The sequence below is a fragment of the Pseudomonas sp. GW460-LB5 genome (assembly GCF_059423245.1).
Map to the genome: position 1 here is coordinate 94,947 of NZ_JBWKXT010000011.1, position 16,525 is coordinate 111,471.

A 16,525-nucleotide genomic window follows, 5' to 3' on the forward strand; every position below is an offset into this window, starting at 1 on the left:
TGGGCACACGCTCGACCACCCAATGCAGAAGACCGTCTGATGGCCAAATCACCGAAAAAATCCAAATCCAGGCTGTGGTTCCTGGTCCATAGCTGGCTCGCCCTGCCGATCTGGTTCTTTGTGCTGATTGTCTGCTTTACCGGCATGCTCGCCGTGGTCAGCCAGGAAATCGTCTGGCTCGCCAACCCCGATGTGCGCGCCAGCAAACCCGATGCCGACGCCGAGCGCCTTAGCTTCCAGCAAGTGCTGGACGCCCTGCACAAAGCCGAACCGGACATGGTCGTGGACTCGCTCATACAGCCCGACGGCTCGCACTTTGCCCTCACGGCCGATGTCACCTTCCCCGACGGCACCAGCCCGACGCTGTACGTCAACCCGTACACCGGTGCCATCCAGGGCAAGTCCCCCGACTTCAACTTCGAAGCCTTCACCCGCGCCCTGCACGGCTGGTGGCTGGTGCCGTTCACCAACGGCTTCAGCTGGGGCTGGTACCTGGTGTCGATCCTTGGCTTGCCCATGCTGGCATCGCTGGTAACCGGGCTGGTGGTGTACAAGAAGTTCTGGAAGGGCTTCTTCAAACCGGTACGCACGGGGCATGGTTCGCGCATCTTCTGGGGCGACCTGCATCGCCTGGCGGGCGTCTGGTCGATCTGGTTCATCGCGGTCATTTCCATCACCGGTACCTGGTTCCTGATCCAGGCAATCCTGTTCGACAACCACATCACCATTTCCAGCCGGCCCATCGTGCCGGTGATCGCCCGCGAAGAAGTGCCGCAAACACCAGATGGCAGCCCTGCCCCGCGCATTGACCTCGATGAGGCGGCACGCATCGCCGGCCTGGCCATTCCCGGCCTGGATATCACCTTCGTTTCGTTGCCGTCTACCGCTTACAGCCATGTTTCAATGGGCGGGCGCGGCTGGTATCCGCTGATGTTCCAAAGCGCCGAAGTCAATCCTTACACGCGCAAAGTCGACAGCCAGTTCCTGCTCAGCGACCGCTCCACGCTGGAGTTCGTCACCGAGTCCATGCGCCCCTTGCACACCGGCGACTTCGGCGGCCTGCCGATCAAGCTGATCTGGTTCTTCTTCGGGCTGATACTCACCCTGATGGTGTTCAGCGGTTTGCTGATCTGGACCAAGCGCACCGCGCAGGCCACCGCCGCCGCCCTCAAGCGCAGCGAACGCGCACCCCGTACCGAACGCGCCCAGACCTCCCTGGAGACCCAATCATGAGCCACGCCCAGGCCGTACCCGCCAGCCCACTGAAGCAGTGGTGGCTGAAGTGGCGTTTTCACCTGAACATCCTGCTGATCCTGGTACCGCTGGGCTTCATGCCCAAGTATTTCAACGACGCAAAGCTGTTCCGTGGCGACGCCGGGCTGGGTGCCAACGTGATCACCGGTATCCAGGCAGGCCCCTACACCCTGGATTTGGCTGAACTGCGTGACGAAGCACCACGCCCGGACGGCCCCGCTGGCGATTTCAAATCCTTCAACGCAGCGCTGTGCAAGGCCTGCATCAATGACGTCAAGGCCGTTTACCTGCGCATTGGCAAACCGCGCAGCCTGCGTGCCGCCGGCACGATCTTCTTTGGTGCGCCTTATCGCATGGGCACCAACCTGCCCATCCCGCCCCGCACCAAGCCTGACGCACAGATCTGGATCACCCTGGAAGGCTGGGACGGCAGCATGCACCAGGCGTCGGTCCCCCTGGCCAAAGCATCGCCAGCCACCGTGGCCTGGCTCGAAAAACAAGGAGGCAAGAAATGAAACAGCTGATGCGAACCCTCGCCCTGCCCTTGCTGGTACTGGCCGCCGGCCCCGCCCTGGCGCATAACCCGATGTGCGAATGCGAAGAAACGGCCGGCGGCCAGGTCAAGTGCACCGGCGGTTTTTCGGACGGTAGCGGTGCCCCCGGGGTGACCCTGGATGTGATCGGTTATGACGAACAGGTGCTGGTCGGCGGCAAGCTTGGCGACGACTCGACACTCACCTTCAAGCGCCCGGACGGCGAGTTCTACGTGCTGTTTGATGCCGGCCCAGGGCATGTCGTGGAAGTCGACTACGCCGATATTGGCCAGCCATGAGCCGCGCCCAAGTGATTCGCCCGGCCGGCGCCGGGCACGAAACCCTGTACGTGCTGCTGATCAGCCTGCTGATCGTGCTGCTCGCCGCCAGCGTGGTGCTGCTGCGTGGCGAGCGCGAAGACGAACAGACCATCGCCAGCCACCAGATCGACGCCCGTCGCGACCTCACCGCCGCCGAGCAAGGCCTGTACACCGACCTGCGGGTGGCCTTCGACGAGATCCAGCTGCTGCGTGAAGAAAACGCTGCCGTGCCTAGCGTGCAGGCCCTGGCCGAAGAAGGCCTGCCGCCCTTCGTGGTCGACGCAGGCAGCCAGAGCCGTGGCGGCCACCACTGGTCATGGCTGGAGCCCGGCGCCTACCTGGGCCGCAGCCAGGCCCCTGAAATCGCCGGCAGCCTGCTGCTGATCCTGCCGGCCGAGAGCACTGGCCAGGCCGATGTCTGGCTGCGCCGCGACAGCGCCGCCACGCCCCCGGACGACCTCGGCCAGGCGGCACTGATTGCCGCTGGCTGGCAGCAGGTGGTCAGCCACTACGACGCCGGGGTTACCCGCGAACACCGTCACTGAACCCAAGGACTTCCCCATGTTCCGCTCCGCCCTCGCCCTGCTCCTGGCGCTTGCCCTGCCGGCAACGGCCCTGGCCGATAACGGCAAGCCGCTGCGCATCGGCATCACCCTGCACCCCTACTACAGCTACGTGACCAACATCGTCGGCGACAAGGCCGAAGTGGTGCCGCTGATTCCAGCGGGCTTCAACCCCCACGCCTACGAGCCACGGGCCGAGGACATCAGGCGCATCGGCACCCTGGACGTGGTGGTGCTCAACGGCGTGGGCCACGACGACTTCGCCGACCGCATGATCGCCGCCAGCGAAAAGCCCGGCATCAATACCATCGAGGCCAACCAGAACGTTCCGTTGCTGGCGGCCACCGGTATTGCCGCCCGCGGCGCCGGCAAGGTGGTCAACCCACACACCTTCCTGTCGATCAGCACCACCATCGCCCAGGTCAACAACATCGCCCGCGAACTGGGCAAGCTCGACCCGGACAACGCCAAGCTCTACACGCAAAACGCCCGCGCCTACGCCAAGCGCCTGCGCGCCCTGCGTGCCGATGCCCTGGCCAAGGTCACCGAGGCCCCCAGCGCCACCTTCCGGGTGGCCACCATCCACGCCGCCTACGATTACCTGGTCCGCGACTTCGGCCTGGAGGTGACCGCCGTGGTCGAACCGGCCCACGGCATCGAACCCAGCCCGGCCCAGTTGAAAAAGACCATCGACCAGCTCAAAGCCCTGGACGTGAAGGTGATCTTCTCGGAAATGGACTTCCCGTCGGCCTATGTCGAAACCATCCAGCGTGAATCTGGTGTGCGCCTGTACCCGCTGACGCACATCTCTTATGGCGAATACACCAAGGACAAGTACGAAGTGGAAATGAAGCGCAACCTCGACACCGTGGTCCGCGCCATTCAGGAGAACCGCGCATGACCGCCGCCGCCAACCTGGTGACGGCCTGCGGGCCACGCATCGAGTTCGCTGGCATCGACCTGACGCTAGGCCGCACACGCATCCTTGAACAGGTCGCTTTCACTGTGGCTGCCGGCAGCGTGCATGCCATCGTCGGCCCCAATGGCGGCGGCAAGAGCTCGCTGATCAAGACCCTGCTCGGGCAGATGCCGCATCAGGGCCAGTTGACCCTGCATTGGCCAAGCGCACGCGAGGTGATCGGCTATGTGCCGCAGGCCCTGGAGTTCGACCGCGGCCTGCCGATGACCGTGGACGACTTCATGGCGGCCATGTGCCAGCGCCGCCCCGCCTTTCTCGGCCTGTCGCGGCGGGTGCAACCGGCCATAGACGCCGCCTTGGCGCAGGTCGGCATGCTAGACAAACGCAAGCGGCGCATGGGTGCGCTGTCCGGGGGCGAGCGCCAGCGCGTGCTGCTGGCCCAGGGCTTGATCCCCGAGCCGCAGTTGCTGGTGCTGGACGAACCCATGTCGGCACTCGATGAAGCCGGTATCCAGGTGTTCGAGCAGTTGCTCAAGGGCTGGCGCCAGGCGGGCACCACCGTGCTGTGGATCGAGCACGACCTGGAAGCGGTGCTGCGCCTTGCTGACCGGGTAACCGGCCTGAGCCGCAAGGTGCTGTTCGACGCCCCCCCCGCCCAGGCCCTGACCCCGGAGCGCCTGCTCGGCCTGTTCTCTGTTCACCCGCGTAGCGAGAGCCTTGCCCCATGAGTTTTGAAGCATTTCGCCAACTGGTCCAGGACTGGGCCACCGCTGGTTACCTGCCCGAGGCGCTGGCCTACGGTTTCGTGGTCAACGCCCTGTTGGCCGGCCTGATGATCGGCCCGGTGCTGGGCGGCCTGGGCACCCTGGTGGTGGTCAAGCGCTTCGCTTTCTTCTCCGAGGCAGTGGGCCATGCCGCGCTGACCGGGGTGGCCATCGGTATCCTGCTGGGCGAGCCCTACACCGGCCCTTACGGCAGCCTGTTCGGCTACTGCCTGCTGTTCGGCATCCTGCTCAATTTCCTGCGCAACCGTACCGGGCTGTCGCCGGACACCCTGATTGGCGTGTTCCTGTCGGTGTCGCTGGCGCTGGGCGCCAGCCTGCTGTTGATGCTGGCGGGCAAGATCAACGTGCACATCCTCGAGAACGTGCTGTTCGGCTCGGTGCTGACCGTCAGCGGCCAGGACCTGGTGGTGTTGGGCATCGTCGCGGTCCTGGTGCTGGCTTTGGCGCTGCCGCTGTACAACCGCATCATGCTGGCCAGCTTCAACCCACAGCTGGCAGCTGTGCGCGGGGTAGCGGTGAAAACCCTGGACTACCTGTTCGTGGTGCTGGTGACTTTGGTGACCGTGGCCGCCGTGAAGGTGATCGGGGCCATCCTGGTCGGCGCGCTGCTGGTCATTCCCGCTGCCGCCGCTCGCCTTGTCAGCCAGTCGCTCAAGGGCTTTTTCTTCCTGTCGGTGGTGATTGCCACTGTCAGCACCCTGTTTGGCATCCTGCTTCCGATCGTGTTCGACCTGCCAGTACCGTCAGGCGCCGCCATTATCCTGGTCGCGGGCATCTGCTTTGCCCTGGCCGCCCTGGCCCGCGCCCTTGTCCCTCGCCTGCAAGGAAACCCGGCATGAACCTGAAACGCCTGACCCTGGCGCTGGCCCTGGCCGGCCTGCCGTCGCTGTCTTTTGCCACACAAGTGCTGACCACCCTGCCCGTCACCCACAGCCTGGCCAGCGCCCTGCTCGACGGCACTGCGGTACAGCTAAAACGTGCGGCGCCGGCCAACCTGCCGGCCAGCCGGCAGCCGTCGTACTTCAGCGGGCGCGGTGGCGCCAGCCTGGAAAAAGCCGCACAACAGGCCGACGCGGTAATCGGTGTGCGTTCGATCTGGCGTGACGACCCGCTGTACCCGATGGCCCGGCGCAGCAACATCCGCATCGTCGAAATCGATGCCGCACGGCCGGTGGATGGTGCGCTGCCAGGGATTGCAGTCTCCGGTGATGATGCCTATGGCGCCTACCCTTGGCTCAACCCGACCAACCTCGGGCGTATGGCCGATGTGGTGGCCAATGACCTGGAGCGCCTGGCCCCGGGTGACAAAGCGAAGATCCAGGGCAACCTGGCGGGGCTCAAGCGCCAGCTGCTGGAGCTTTCTGCCAGCAGCCAGACACGCCTGGCCAAGGTCGACAACCTGACGGTGGTGAGCCTGTCCGAGCGGTTGGGTTACCTGGCCAGCGGGTTGAACCTGGATGTGGTGGAGCAACCGCTGCCGACCGAATGGGATGCTGCCGCGCTCAAGGCGCTGGAGGAGAACCTCAAAGCGCAGGATGTAGCACTGGTGCTGGACCACCGCCAGCCGGAGGCCGCAGTAGCCGAAGCGATCAAGGCCGCCGGGGCGAAGCTGGTGGTGGTGGAGAGTGACCCTGACGATGCGTTTGCAGGGCTCAAGACCAGTGTCGACCAGGTGGTTGGGGCATTGGGCGAAAGCTGATCGAGCAGGCCGATGTGGTCAATGTGGGAGCGGCCTTGCGTCGCGAAAGGGCTGCACAGCAGCCCCGCAATTTTTGTATCAACGCAGAAACCCTGGGGCCGCTATGCGGCCCTTTCGCGACGCAAGGTCGCTCCCACAATGGATCGCGTCAGCTGAAAAGTTAACGCTTCATGCACCGCTGATAGCGCTCGTCCACCCGCCCGGCAAACCACGCCGTGGTCAACTTGCGGGTGATCTTGGGGCTCTTCAGTTCGATCCCCGGCAATACCGCCCGCGGCACAGGTTTACCGGCCTTGGCATCTGCCAGGGCAAACACCCCGCTGTACAACTTGCTGTCCTCGAACGCCAGGCTGTCGCCCTCTTCCAGCTGGCTGCGAATCTGCGGGTTACGCAGCCCCAGCTTCGCCCCCAGCTTTCTTGCGGCTTGCTCGGTGGCACCTGGCATGATCGCCCCCGGTGCAATCAGGTCGCCGTCCAAGGCAAGCGGCACGCCGGTCGCCTTGCCCAATGCGGCCTGGAACGCCGCGTTGCGGCTGGCGTACCAGCCCGCGTTGAAATCGGCAAAACGGTAGAGCTGGCGTTCGTAACTGGCGGGGTAGCCCAACAGGTGGGCGATGCCGAAGTACATGCCGCCGCGCCGCGTGAACACCTCCTGGCGAATCGTGCCGTCATGGCTGTAGGGATACGCCTGCGCATGCTTTTCGGCGAAGTCGATGCTGACCTGCATCGGCCCGCCGGTGCGCACCGGGTTCAGCCCGTCCAGCAAGGTCTTGCCCAGCGGTACACGGGCGATGACCTCGTCGTAAAGCTCGCTCAGTTGCTTCTCGCTGCGCACCGCCTGCAAACGCTGCTGGTAGCTCTGGCCGTTACCGGAGGGCGCCTTGAGCGCACCGTCAACCAGTAGCCTGGGGATATGCAAGCGCCCGGCACGGCGGTCGATTTCCTCGCGGGCGATACGCCCCAGGTTGGGCACCTGCGGGTCGGCAGTGAACGTGGATTCCTGCTCGGTCACCGCCAATACAGCGCACAAATTGCTTTTGCTCGGCGTAATACGCTGGGCCTCGAACGCCACTTGGATGTCCTTGGCCCAGCCTTCGCGGTCCTTGGCCTGCGCAGGCAGCAACCGCAACAGCTGGGCGCGGACTTTGGCCGGGTCCGCCTCGGGCGCTTCTTCACGGCGCCCGGCACAGCCTTGCAGCAGCGCCAGCGCCATCAACCCGGCAGCCAGTAACCGGCCGTTCAGGGCTGTTCACCGACCAGGTAGGTTTTGCTGATGTGGCGAAACAGCGGGTGGCCGGCGCTGCCCATCAATTCGAACAACACCATCTCGCGGGTCACCACCTGCGCCCCGGCCTCACGCATGCGCGCCAGGCCCGCCGCCTTGCTGGCAGCGGTACGGCTGTCGCAGGCATCCTCGACCACGAACACTTGCTTGCCCAAGGCCAGCAGGCCAAGCACCGTCTGCAGCACGCAGACATGGGTTTCCATACCACACACGATCACCTGCTCACGCGCCATCAGGCTCGCCGGCAGGCAACCGGCAGCCACACAGGAAAAATGGCTTTTCTCCACCACTTCGGCTGCCGGTGCTGCGGCCAGCAGTGGCGCCAAGGTATGCCCCAGGCCCTTGGGATACTGTTCGGAAATCACCGTCGGAAGCTCCAGCTCGGCGGTCGCCGCCAACAACCAGCGTGCCCGTGCCCGAGTACCCTCAGGGTCGCTCATGGCGTCGATGAGTTTTTCCTGGATGTCGACGACCAGCAGCGTGGCCTTGTGTGGATCGATCAGCATTGTCCGCCCCTTGCCTGGGAAAAGGCCTAGCCTCCCCCAGGCAAGCGGTGACGTCAATCAGGCAGAAAGCCGAAGCGGTTCCAGTGAAGCCGTGAGCGCGCCAAGCACGTGGTCCTCCTGCTCATGGATGAAGAAGTGGCCACCGGGAAACATCTGCAGCGAGAACTCGGCTTGGGTTTCCTGGCGCCAGGCCTGCAATTGCTCGTCGCTGGCCCGGTCATCCGCCCCGCCCAGCACGTGCAGCGGGCACTGCAACGCCGCCCGCTGGCGGTAGGCGTAAGTGCCGCAAAGCAGAAAATCGGCGCGCAGGGTAGGCAGGGTCAGGCTCATCAACTCGGCGTTGGCCAGCACTTCCTCAGGGGTACCCTGGAGTTCACGCAACTCGCGGATCAGCTCGGCGTCGCTCTTGGGCTCGCGCCAGTTCTTGCCGTCGTAGTCTTCGCGCCGGGAGGGTGCCGCCGTACCGCAGGCAAACAGGGCCAATGGCGCGGGGCAGCCCAGCGCCTGCAGCTCATGCGCCAGCTCGAAGGCCAGCAATGCACCCAGGCTGTGGCCGAGCAACGCATAAGGGGCGCTCGTCGCCAGGCGCTGCTCGCTGGCCAGTTGCCGGGCCAGCACTTGCATGTCGGTGTGCAGCGGCTCGGCCATGCGTGCGCCGCGCCCGGGCAGCTCCACCGGGCGCACTTGCAACCAGGCGGGCAGTTTGCGCCGCCAGCGGTTGTAGACCATGGCGCTGGCCCCGGAGTACGGCAGGCACAGCAGGTTCAGCGCGGTCACTGGGCGGCTTCGGCCATTTTCTGACGCAGGCTCAGCGGGCGCATGTCGGTCCACACCTCGTCGATGTAGGCCAGGCATTCCTTCTTCAAGCCGCTCTTGCCGACGGCACGCCAGCCGTTGGGGATGGCTTTGTAATCTGGCCAGATCGAGTATTGCTCTTCGTGGTTGACCACTACCTGGAACTGGATATCGTCGCGGTCGAAAACGGAAGTCATTGCCTGTCTCCTTGAATGATGAGTGCCGCTGCACGCCTGGTGCAGGGGGCTTTCAAGTAGACGTAGCACGCGGTGAAAAAATTAGAGCAACTGGCGCGCCCCATGTGGGAGCGGTGCACAAATCAAAGGTCAGGCATCACGCAGCAGGTCGTGGGTATCGAGCAGACGGAAGGCTACCTGCGGGTTGCGCTCCAGCCCGCGGCGAATTGCCGCCGGGATCGACTGCCGGGTCTTGCGGCACAGACCCGGCTGGTCATCCAGTTCAATGACGATACCGCGCATGGTCCGCACTTCGTTGTAGCCGGGGGCAATGTGCACGCGGATGCCGAGGTTTTCGTACAGGCGTTGCTGCAGGCGTTGCAGGTCCTCGAAGTCCTTGAGGTTTTCCAGGCGTTCAAGCAGGCGCTTTTCTTCCTGTCGGGTCAGCAGGAGGATGCGCTGGGCCGCCTGCGGGTGATCGACCAAGTGTTCACGGCCGCAGTCGCAGGCACCAGGAGGGCAAGGTTGGCGCAGAGGGGGTGGTGTCATGGAGCAAGCATAGCCCGGCAAAGGCCTCGAAAAAACTTTCCTGTCAGGATAAAAAATTTCACAAACCGCTAGACCGCTAGCCCTCATTTCGCCTATAAATCGCCAAAAGGAAATTTATATTCCCACGAAGAAACACCACTTTGCCCCTTGCGAAGCTTTTTTTGCCCTTGTGCCCGACCTGCCCCACTCCATCACGAGGCCTACCCGACATGCACCCCGCTCCCGATCACTTCATCCTGCGCGTCAGTTGCCCGGCCGTGTCCGGCATCGTCGCCGCAGTGACCACCTACCTGGCCGAGCACGGTTGCTACATCAGCGAGATGGCGCAGTTCGACGACGAGGACAATGGGCGCTTCTTCATGCGCGCGGTGTTTCGCTTCAACACCGGTATCCGTGGTGATACGCCGCAACTGGAGGCAGGCTTTACCGACGTGGCCCAGCGCTTCGGCATGCAGTGGAGCCTGCACAGTAGCGCCCGGCCGATGCGCGTGCTGCTGATGGTGAGCAAGTTCGACCACTGCCTGTCCGACCTGCTGTACCGCCACGCCAAGGGCGAGCTGGACATGCACATTACCGCTGTGGTCTCCAACCACCTGGACCTGCGCCCGATGGCCGAGCGCCAGGGTATCCGCTTCGTCTACCTGCCGGTGACCAAAGACACCAAGGCCGAACAGGAAGCCGCGCTGCTGCGCATCGTCGAGGACACTGGCACCGAACTGGTGGTGCTGGCGCGCTACATGCAAATCCTCTCCGATGACCTGTGCCGGCAGCTGTCGGGGCGGGCGATCAACATCCATCACTCGTTCCTGCCCGGTTTCAAAGGTGCCAAGCCCTACCACCAGGCCTATCAGCGCGGGGTCAAACTGATCGGCGCCACCGCCCACTACGTGACCAGCGACCTGGACGAGGGCCCGATCATCGAGCAGGAAGTGCAGCGCGTGGACCACGCCTACGCACCGGACGATCTGGTGGCCATCGGCCGCGACACCGAGACCATCGCCCTGTCCCGCGCCGTGAAATACCACCTGGAACACCGGGTGTTCCTTAACCACGACCGCACGGTGATCTTCAAATGAGCGCCCTTCTCAGCGTCAAGCTGATCGACGGCAAGGCCACCGCCGCGCGGGTGCTGGCCGAAGTGCGCGAGCAGGTGCTGGAACTGCGCCAGGGCGGCGTGCAACCCGGCCTGGCCGTGGTGCTGGTGGGCGCCGATGCCGCCAGCCACGTGTACGTACGCAACAAAGTGCTGCGCGCCGAAGAGGTGGGCATCCGCTCGCTGGAACATCGCCTGCACGCCGACACCACCCAGGCCCACCTGCTGACCTTGATCGACCGCCTGAACCGCGACCCGGAGGTAAACGGCATCCTCGTGCAACTGCCGTTGCCCGGGCACATCGACGAGCACCGTGTATTGCAAGCCATCAGCCCGTTCAAGGACGTGGACGGCTTCCACAGCGAGAACGTTGGTGGCCTGGCCCAAGGCCGCGATGTGCTCACCCCGTGCACCCCCAGCGCTTGCATGCGCCTGCTGCGCGACGCCTGTGGCGAGCTGCGCGGCAAGCATGCGGTGGTGGTCGGCCGCTCGAACATTGTCGGCAAACCCATGGCTGCCCTGCTGCTGCAGGCCGACTGTACGGTGACCGTGGTGCACTCGCACAGCCGCGACCTGCCAGCGCTTTGCCGCCAGGCCGACATCCTGGTGGCGGCAGTGGGCCAGCCACGGCTGATCGGTGCCGACTGGCTCAAGCCCGGCGCGGTGGTGATCGACGTCGGCATCAACCGCGTCGATGACGGCGGCCACAGCCGCCTGGTCGGTGATGTCGACTTCGCCGCTGCCCTGCCCCAGGTCGCCGGCATTACTCCGGTGCCCGGCGGCGTCGGCCCGATGACCATCGCCTACCTGATGAAAAACACCCTGCTCGCCCTCGACCTGCAACAACAGGCCGCCCACCAGGAGCGCACCTGATGCCTTTCGCCCTGCTGAAATACGGCCTGAGTGCCGACTACCCGGTGGAGGTCGACCTGCCGCCACCGTGCGAACTCAAGCCACGCTATGACGTGGTGATCATTGGCGCCGGCGGCCATGGCCTGGCCATCGCCTACTACCTCGCCAGGTACCATGGCGTGACCAACGTCGCTGTGCTGGAAAAGGCCTACCTGGGCGGTGGCAATACCGCACGCAACACCGCGGTTATCCGCTCCAACTACCTCACCAGCGAAGGTGTGCGCTTTTACGCAGAATCGGTGCGCATGTTCCAGAACCTGTCGAACGAGTTCGACTTCAACATCATGTATTCCGAGCGCGGCCAGCTCACCCTGGCGCACACCGATGCCACCGTGCGCGCCTTCCGCCAGCGGGCCGAAGTCAACAAGCACTTCGGCGGGCGCACCGAAATGATCGACCGCCAGCAGATTCGTGAACTGGTGCCCAGCCTTAACCTCGACCCCGGCCACCTGCCGGTGCTCGCTGGCCTTTGGCACATCGACGGCGCCACCGCGCGCCATGACGCAGTCGCCTGGGGCTACGCCAAGCAGGCAGCCAAGCGTGGCGTGGAAATCCACCCGCTGACCGAAGTGCAGGACCTGCTGATTCGCAATGGCCGCATCGAAGCGGTCAAGACCAACCGTGGCACCGTACAGTGCGGCTGCGTGGTCCAGGCCGTGGCCGGCGCCAGTTCGCTGCTGATGGCCAAGGCTGGCATACGTGCGCCGATTCACACCTACCCGCTCCAGGCCATGGTCACGCAGCCGTTCAAGCCGTTCCTCGATCCGCTGGTCAGTTCGTCGGCACTGCACTGTTATGTGCAGCAGACCAGCCGTGGCGAGATCGTCTTTGGCGGCGGCTCCGACCCCTACCCGCTGTACAACACGCGCTCCACACTGGATCTCAAGGAAAGCCTGCTGGCCCACGCCATCGAGATGTTCCCGTTCATGGCCAACGCCAAGCTGATGCGCCAGTGGGCCGGGATGACCGACATGACCCCGGACTACAGCCCGATCATGGGCCTGTCGCCGGTGCACAACTACTACCTGGACGCCGGCTGGGGCACCTGGGGCTTCAAGGCCACGCCAATTTGCGGAAAGACCATGGCCGAGCTGGTGGCCAGCGGCGGCAAAGTGCCCGAAATGATCGCCCCCTTCGCCCTGGAGCGCTTCAGCCGCTTCCAGCAAGTCAACGAAATGGGCGCCACTGCGGCCAGCCACTAGGAGCAACGACAATGAAGATCCTGACCTGCCCCTTGAACGGCCCGCGCAACATCAGCGAGTTCACCTACGGCGGCGAATTCAAGCACATGCCCGACCCGGCCCGCTGCAGCGATGCCGAGTGGGCAGACTACGTGTTCAACAGCGACAACCTGGCCGGGGTGGTGACCGAGTGGTGGCTGCACAACGCCTCCAGCTACTGGTTTCTGGCCGAGCGCCACACGGTGAGTGACCAGGTGCTGCGCACCTTCGACCCGAAAGCACTGTTCGACCGCCGTGTCGATTTCACCCCCGTTGCCACACCGGAGATCGCCGGATGAACAGCCACACCCGCCTCCCTGCGCCCATGGGCCTGCTGATCGACCGCGAGCGGCCCCTGCGCTTCCAGTTCGATGGCCAGGCCTGCCAGGGCTTTGCCGGTGACACCATTGCCAGCGCCCTGCTCGGTAACGGCCGCTGGCTGCTGTCGCGTTCGTTCAAATACCATCGCCCACGCGGCCCGCTGAGCATGGCCGGGCAGGATGCCAACACCCTGGTGCAGTTGCCTGACGAACCCAACGTGCTGGCCGACCTGGAGGCCGCATGCGAGGGCCAGGTGGTCACAGGGCAGAACTTCAACGGCAGCCTGGAGCATGACCGCGACGCCTGTCTGGGCAAGTTTTCACGCTTCATGCCGGTGGGCTTCTACTACCGCTCGTTCTACAAGCCCAAGGGCATGTGGAAAGTGTGGGAACCGCTGATTCGCAAAAAGGCCGGCCTGGGCGTGCTCGACCTTGGCTTCAAGCCGCAGTACTACGACAAAGCCTATCTGTTCGTCGATGTGGCGGTCATCGGCGGCGGCCCCGCCGGCCTGCGCGCCGCGCTGGACGCGGCCAATGCCGGGGCCAAGGTGCTGCTCATCGAACAACAGCCGGTACTGGGCGGCTCGCTCACCTACGCCCGCTTCGACATCGCCGGCACCCGCGCCGCCAGCCTGCGCCAGGAGCTGTTGGCCGCCATCGAGGTCCACCCGAACATCCAGGTACTGCTGGATGCCACCTGCAACGGCTGGTTCACCGACAACTACTTGCCAGTGATCCAGCACGCACGCTTGTACAAGGTGCGTGCCAGCCGTTGCCTGGTGGCAGCCGGTTCGTTCGACCAGCCGGTGGTGTTTCGCAATAACGACCTGCCGGGCGTGATGCTGACCAGCGCTGCCCAGCGGCTGATGAAGCTGTATGCGGTCAAGCCCGGCCAGCGCGCGGTGATCCTCACCGGCCACGATGACGGCTATCTGGCCGCCCTCGACTTGCAGGAGCAAGGCGTGGCCGTGGCCGCAGTGGTCGATATGCGCGCTGCGCCGGCCGATGCCGCACTGGCCGCCGAACTGAAGCGCCGCGATATCCCCGTGTACCTGGGCAGCACGGTGTACGAAGCACTGCACGAAGCGGGTATGCGTCATGTCAACGGCGTGGACATTCGCCCGATCACCGGCCAGGGCAAGGTCGGCCCTCATGGCCTGCGCCTGGCTTGCGACCTGCTGTGCATGTCGGCGGGCTACATGCCGGTATACCAACTGCTGTGCCAGGCCGGTGGCAAGTTGGCCTATGACGTCAACCGCGACGAGTTCACCATCAGCGACCTGCCAGCCGGGTTGGGCATCGCCGGCTCGGTGAACGGCCGTCACGCGCTGACCAACGTGCTGGCCGATGCCACGCGCGGGGCTGCCGATGCAGTGGCAGCGCTGGGCCTGCAAGCGCCACCACAATCGGTGTTCAGCGCCGAAGCCAAGGTCAATTTCCCCTGGCCAATCTTTGCGCACCCCAAGGGCAAGGATTTCGTCGACTTCGACGAAGACCTGCAGGTGCGCGACATCGTCAACGCCACCCGCAGCGGCTATCGCGACGTGCAGTTGGTCAAGCGCTTTTCCACGGTCGGCATGGGCCCGTCCCAAGGCCGCCACTCGGCGCTGCCCACCGCACGCCTGGTAGCGCAGGCGACCGGCCGCAGCATCAGCGAGACCGGGGTGACTACTGCCCGCCCACCGTTCCAGGCAGAAAAGCTGGCGCATGTCGCCGGCCGTGCCTTCGACCCTTACCGGCAAACGCCAATGCACCGCCGCCACTTGCAAGCCGGGGCGAAAATGATGCCTGCCGGCACCTGGCAACGCCCGGCCTACTACGGCAAGCCCGAGGAACGTGAGCGCTGCATGCAGGAAGAAGCCCGCCATGTGCGCGAAAAAGTCGGCCTGATCGACGTGTCTACCTTGGGCGGCCTGGACGTGCGCGGCCCAGACGCCGCAGAACTGCTGGAGCGCGTCTACACCTTCGGCTTTGCCAAGCTGCCTGTCGGCCGCACCCGCTACGCGCTGATGACCAACGAACAGGGCGTGGTGATCGACGACGGCGTCTGCGCACGCCTGGGCGAGCAACACTTCTATGTCACCGCCACCACCAGCGGCGTGGACCGCATCTATCAACAGATGCTGAAGTGGAACGCGCAGTGGCGCCTGGACGTGGACATCACCAACGTCACCGCCGCCCTGGCCGCGGTAAACCTGGCCGGGCCACTGTCACGCCAGGTGCTGGCCAAGGTGTGCGCTGACGTGGACCTGTCGGCCGAAGCCTTCCCCTACCTCGGCGTACGCCTGGGCAATGTAGCGGGCATCCCCGCACGCATCCTGCGGGTCGGCTTCGTCGGTGAGCTGGGCTACGAAGTGCATGTGCCGGCGCGCCATGCCGAGCGCCTGTGGGACGAACTGATGCAAGCCGGTGCAGGCCTGGGTATTCGCCCTTTCGGCGTCGAGACCCAGCGCCTGCTACGCCTGGAAAAAGGCCATGTGATCATCAGCCAGGATACCGACGGCATGACCCACCCGGCAGAGATCGACATGCAATGGGCCATCGGCCGCAAGAAGCCGTTCTTCGTCGGCAAGCGCTCCATCGAAATCCTTGAGGCGCAGCCGCTCAAGCGCAAGCTGGTCGGTTTCACCCTGCCGAAGGGCAGCCCGCAACCACTGGAGGGGCACCTGGTGCTGGACGGGCCGGACATCAGCGGCAACGTCACTTCCTGCGAATACTCGCAAACCGTAGGGCAGATCATCGGCCTGGCCTATGCCGGTGCCCACCAGGCCACCCCAGGCATGCACATCCCGATCCGCGTGCAGGGCGGCGCGATGGTGCAGGCCAAGGTGGTGCAACTGCCGTTCCACGATCCCGACAACCAGCGCCAGGAGCTCTGAGCCATGACCCGTTTGCAAGCCGAAGCGTTTCTCCCTCACAGCCCGCGGGCCGAGTGGCGGCACACCTGCGCGTTGACCGACCTGACCGATGTGGCACGGGTCGGGTTTCGCGGGGGTGACACCGCCGCCTACCTGCAGCAGCGCGGCTACTGTTTGCCGCCGCAGCCGAACCAGGCCGTGCGCCAGGACGACGGCGGCTGGGTAGCGCGGTTGTCGCAGACCGAGTACCTGCTGCTGGGCAGCCTGGCCGACAAAGGCGCACGGGTGGCTGGCGCAGAGGCCGAGTGGGTGCAGGATGCCCAGCGTAACTACTTGCTGCCGCGCCAGGACAGCCATGCCTGGCTGCAGCTGTCTGGAGCCCTTGGCAGTGCGGTGATGGCCAAGTTGTGCGCAGTGGACTTGCGTGCCGAGGCGTTTCCGGCCGGGGCGGTGGCGCAGACTTCGGTGGCACGCATCAATGTGATTGTGGTGAATGTGGGCAGCGATGAGCGGCCAACATTACAGTTGCTGTTTGATCGGGCGTCACGGGTGTACATGCGGGCAGCGATGCTGGATGCCATGGATGAATTCGATGGCGGTTTGATTGAGCTGGGTGCGTTGGTGGGTTGATACGCGGTGAGGCCTGCAGCGTGTTCGCCGCACGATTTTCGGCGTTTGGCCCACGCTTGTGATTCGAGATTACGGCCCTCATCCAACTGTTCGGGCTCTCGCCAAAGT

At 64.9% G+C, this 16,525-nt stretch carries 19 protein-coding genes; 14 read left to right on the forward strand and 5 right to left on the reverse strand.

The window, feature by feature from the left end:
* Positions 1-39: 39 nt before the first annotated feature.
* The 8 genes from AC07XM_RS09555 to AC07XM_RS09590 are packed head-to-tail and all read left to right on the forward strand — an operon-like array spanning position 40 to position 6,073.
* Positions 40-1,233, forward strand: coding sequence for a PepSY-associated TM helix domain-containing protein (locus tag AC07XM_RS09555; protein ID WP_016487651.1), 1,194 nt, complete (start codon positions 40-42; stop codon positions 1,231-1,233).
* Positions 1,230-1,769 carry a PA2404 family protein gene (locus tag AC07XM_RS09560; RefSeq protein WP_016487652.1) on the forward strand — a complete coding sequence of 180 codons (540 nt, stop codon included), beginning with the start codon at positions 1,230-1,232 and terminating at the stop codon, positions 1,767-1,769. Before AC07XM_RS09555 ends, AC07XM_RS09560 begins: the two co-directional genes overlap by 4 nt.
* A complete protein-coding gene (locus AC07XM_RS09565; RefSeq protein ID WP_016487653.1) occupies positions 1,766-2,086 on the forward strand; it encodes a hypothetical protein in 321 nt (106 codons plus the stop codon). The genes AC07XM_RS09560 and AC07XM_RS09565 overlap by 4 nt, the downstream gene beginning before the upstream one ends.
* A complete protein-coding gene (locus AC07XM_RS09570; RefSeq protein WP_096426224.1) occupies positions 2,083-2,652 on the forward strand; it encodes a DUF6162 family protein in 570 nt (189 codons plus the stop codon). Before AC07XM_RS09565 ends, AC07XM_RS09570 begins: the two co-directional genes overlap by 4 nt.
* Before the next feature lie 16 nt (positions 2,653-2,668).
* Positions 2,669-3,571, forward strand: coding sequence for a metal ABC transporter substrate-binding protein (locus tag AC07XM_RS09575; RefSeq protein ID WP_016487655.1), 903 nt, complete (start codon positions 2,669-2,671; stop codon positions 3,569-3,571).
* Entirely contained in the window at positions 3,568-4,317 is a 750-nt protein-coding gene (locus AC07XM_RS09580) for a metal ABC transporter ATP-binding protein (protein WP_016487656.1), read from the forward strand. Before AC07XM_RS09575 ends, AC07XM_RS09580 begins: the two co-directional genes overlap by 4 nt.
* Complete coding sequence (locus AC07XM_RS09585; protein WP_016487657.1) at positions 4,314-5,213, forward strand: metal ABC transporter permease; 900 nt, start codon at positions 4,314-4,316, stop codon at positions 5,211-5,213. Before AC07XM_RS09580 ends, AC07XM_RS09585 begins: the two co-directional genes overlap by 4 nt.
* Complete coding sequence (locus tag AC07XM_RS09590; RefSeq protein ID WP_096426225.1) at positions 5,210-6,073, forward strand: metal ABC transporter solute-binding protein, Zn/Mn family; 864 nt, start codon at positions 5,210-5,212, stop codon at positions 6,071-6,073. The genes AC07XM_RS09585 and AC07XM_RS09590 overlap by 4 nt, the downstream gene beginning before the upstream one ends.
* Positions 6,074-6,233: 160 nt before the next feature.
* Here the strand turns inward: AC07XM_RS09590 and AC07XM_RS09595 are convergent, their stop codons facing one another.
* The 5 genes from AC07XM_RS09595 to AC07XM_RS09615 all read right to left on the reverse strand — a co-directional run bounded on the left by AC07XM_RS09595 (position 6,234) and on the right by AC07XM_RS09615 (position 9,384).
* Complete coding sequence (locus AC07XM_RS09595) at positions 6,234-7,286, reverse strand: DUF1615 domain-containing protein (RefSeq protein WP_023048682.1); 1,053 nt, start codon at positions 7,284-7,286, stop codon at positions 6,234-6,236.
* 26 nt (positions 7,287-7,312) lie between these two features.
* Positions 7,313-7,864 carry a hydrolase gene (locus tag AC07XM_RS09600; protein WP_016487660.1) on the reverse strand — a complete coding sequence of 184 codons (552 nt, stop codon included), beginning with the start codon at positions 7,862-7,864 and terminating at the stop codon, positions 7,313-7,315.
* A 57-nt stretch (positions 7,865-7,921) separates the two neighbouring features.
* Positions 7,922-8,641, reverse strand: coding sequence for a thioesterase II family protein (locus AC07XM_RS09605; protein WP_016487661.1), 720 nt, complete (start codon positions 8,639-8,641; stop codon positions 7,922-7,924).
* Entirely contained in the window at positions 8,638-8,856 is a 219-nt protein-coding gene (locus tag AC07XM_RS09610) for an MbtH family protein (RefSeq protein ID WP_016487662.1), read from the reverse strand. Before AC07XM_RS09610 ends, AC07XM_RS09605 begins: the two co-directional genes overlap by 4 nt.
* A gap of 129 nt (positions 8,857-8,985) precedes the next feature.
* Positions 8,986-9,384 (reverse strand): hypothetical protein, encoded by a 399-nt coding sequence (locus AC07XM_RS09615; RefSeq protein WP_016487663.1) that lies wholly within the window; start codon positions 9,382-9,384, stop codon positions 8,986-8,988.
* A 209-nt stretch (positions 9,385-9,593) separates the two neighbouring features.
* Here AC07XM_RS09615 and purU point away from each other — a divergent pair, with 209 nt between their 5' ends.
* The 6 genes from purU to AC07XM_RS09645 are packed head-to-tail and all read left to right on the forward strand — an operon-like array spanning position 9,594 to position 16,417.
* Positions 9,594-10,460, forward strand: a complete 867-nt coding sequence (gene purU, locus AC07XM_RS09620) for a formyltetrahydrofolate deformylase (RefSeq protein ID WP_016487664.1) — start codon at positions 9,594-9,596, stop codon at positions 10,458-10,460.
* On the forward strand, positions 10,457-11,350 hold the full coding sequence (gene folD / locus AC07XM_RS09625; protein WP_102689041.1) for a bifunctional methylenetetrahydrofolate dehydrogenase/methenyltetrahydrofolate cyclohydrolase FolD: 894 nt from the start codon (positions 10,457-10,459) through the stop codon (positions 11,348-11,350). Before purU ends, folD begins: the two co-directional genes overlap by 4 nt.
* Complete coding sequence (locus AC07XM_RS09630) at positions 11,350-12,591, forward strand: FAD-dependent oxidoreductase (protein WP_016487666.1); 1,242 nt, start codon at positions 11,350-11,352, stop codon at positions 12,589-12,591. The genes folD and AC07XM_RS09630 overlap by 1 nt, the downstream gene beginning before the upstream one ends.
* Positions 12,592-12,602: 11 nt before the next feature.
* On the forward strand, positions 12,603-12,908 hold the full coding sequence (locus AC07XM_RS09635) for a sarcosine oxidase subunit delta (protein ID WP_016487667.1): 306 nt from the start codon (positions 12,603-12,605) through the stop codon (positions 12,906-12,908).
* On the forward strand, positions 12,905-15,808 hold the full coding sequence (locus AC07XM_RS09640; protein WP_102689042.1) for an FAD-dependent oxidoreductase: 2,904 nt from the start codon (positions 12,905-12,907) through the stop codon (positions 15,806-15,808). Before AC07XM_RS09635 ends, AC07XM_RS09640 begins: the two co-directional genes overlap by 4 nt.
* Before the next feature lie 3 nt (positions 15,809-15,811).
* A complete protein-coding gene (locus AC07XM_RS09645; RefSeq protein WP_102689043.1) occupies positions 15,812-16,417 on the forward strand; it encodes an aminomethyltransferase family protein in 606 nt (201 codons plus the stop codon).
* The last annotated feature ends 108 nt before the right edge of the window (positions 16,418-16,525 follow it).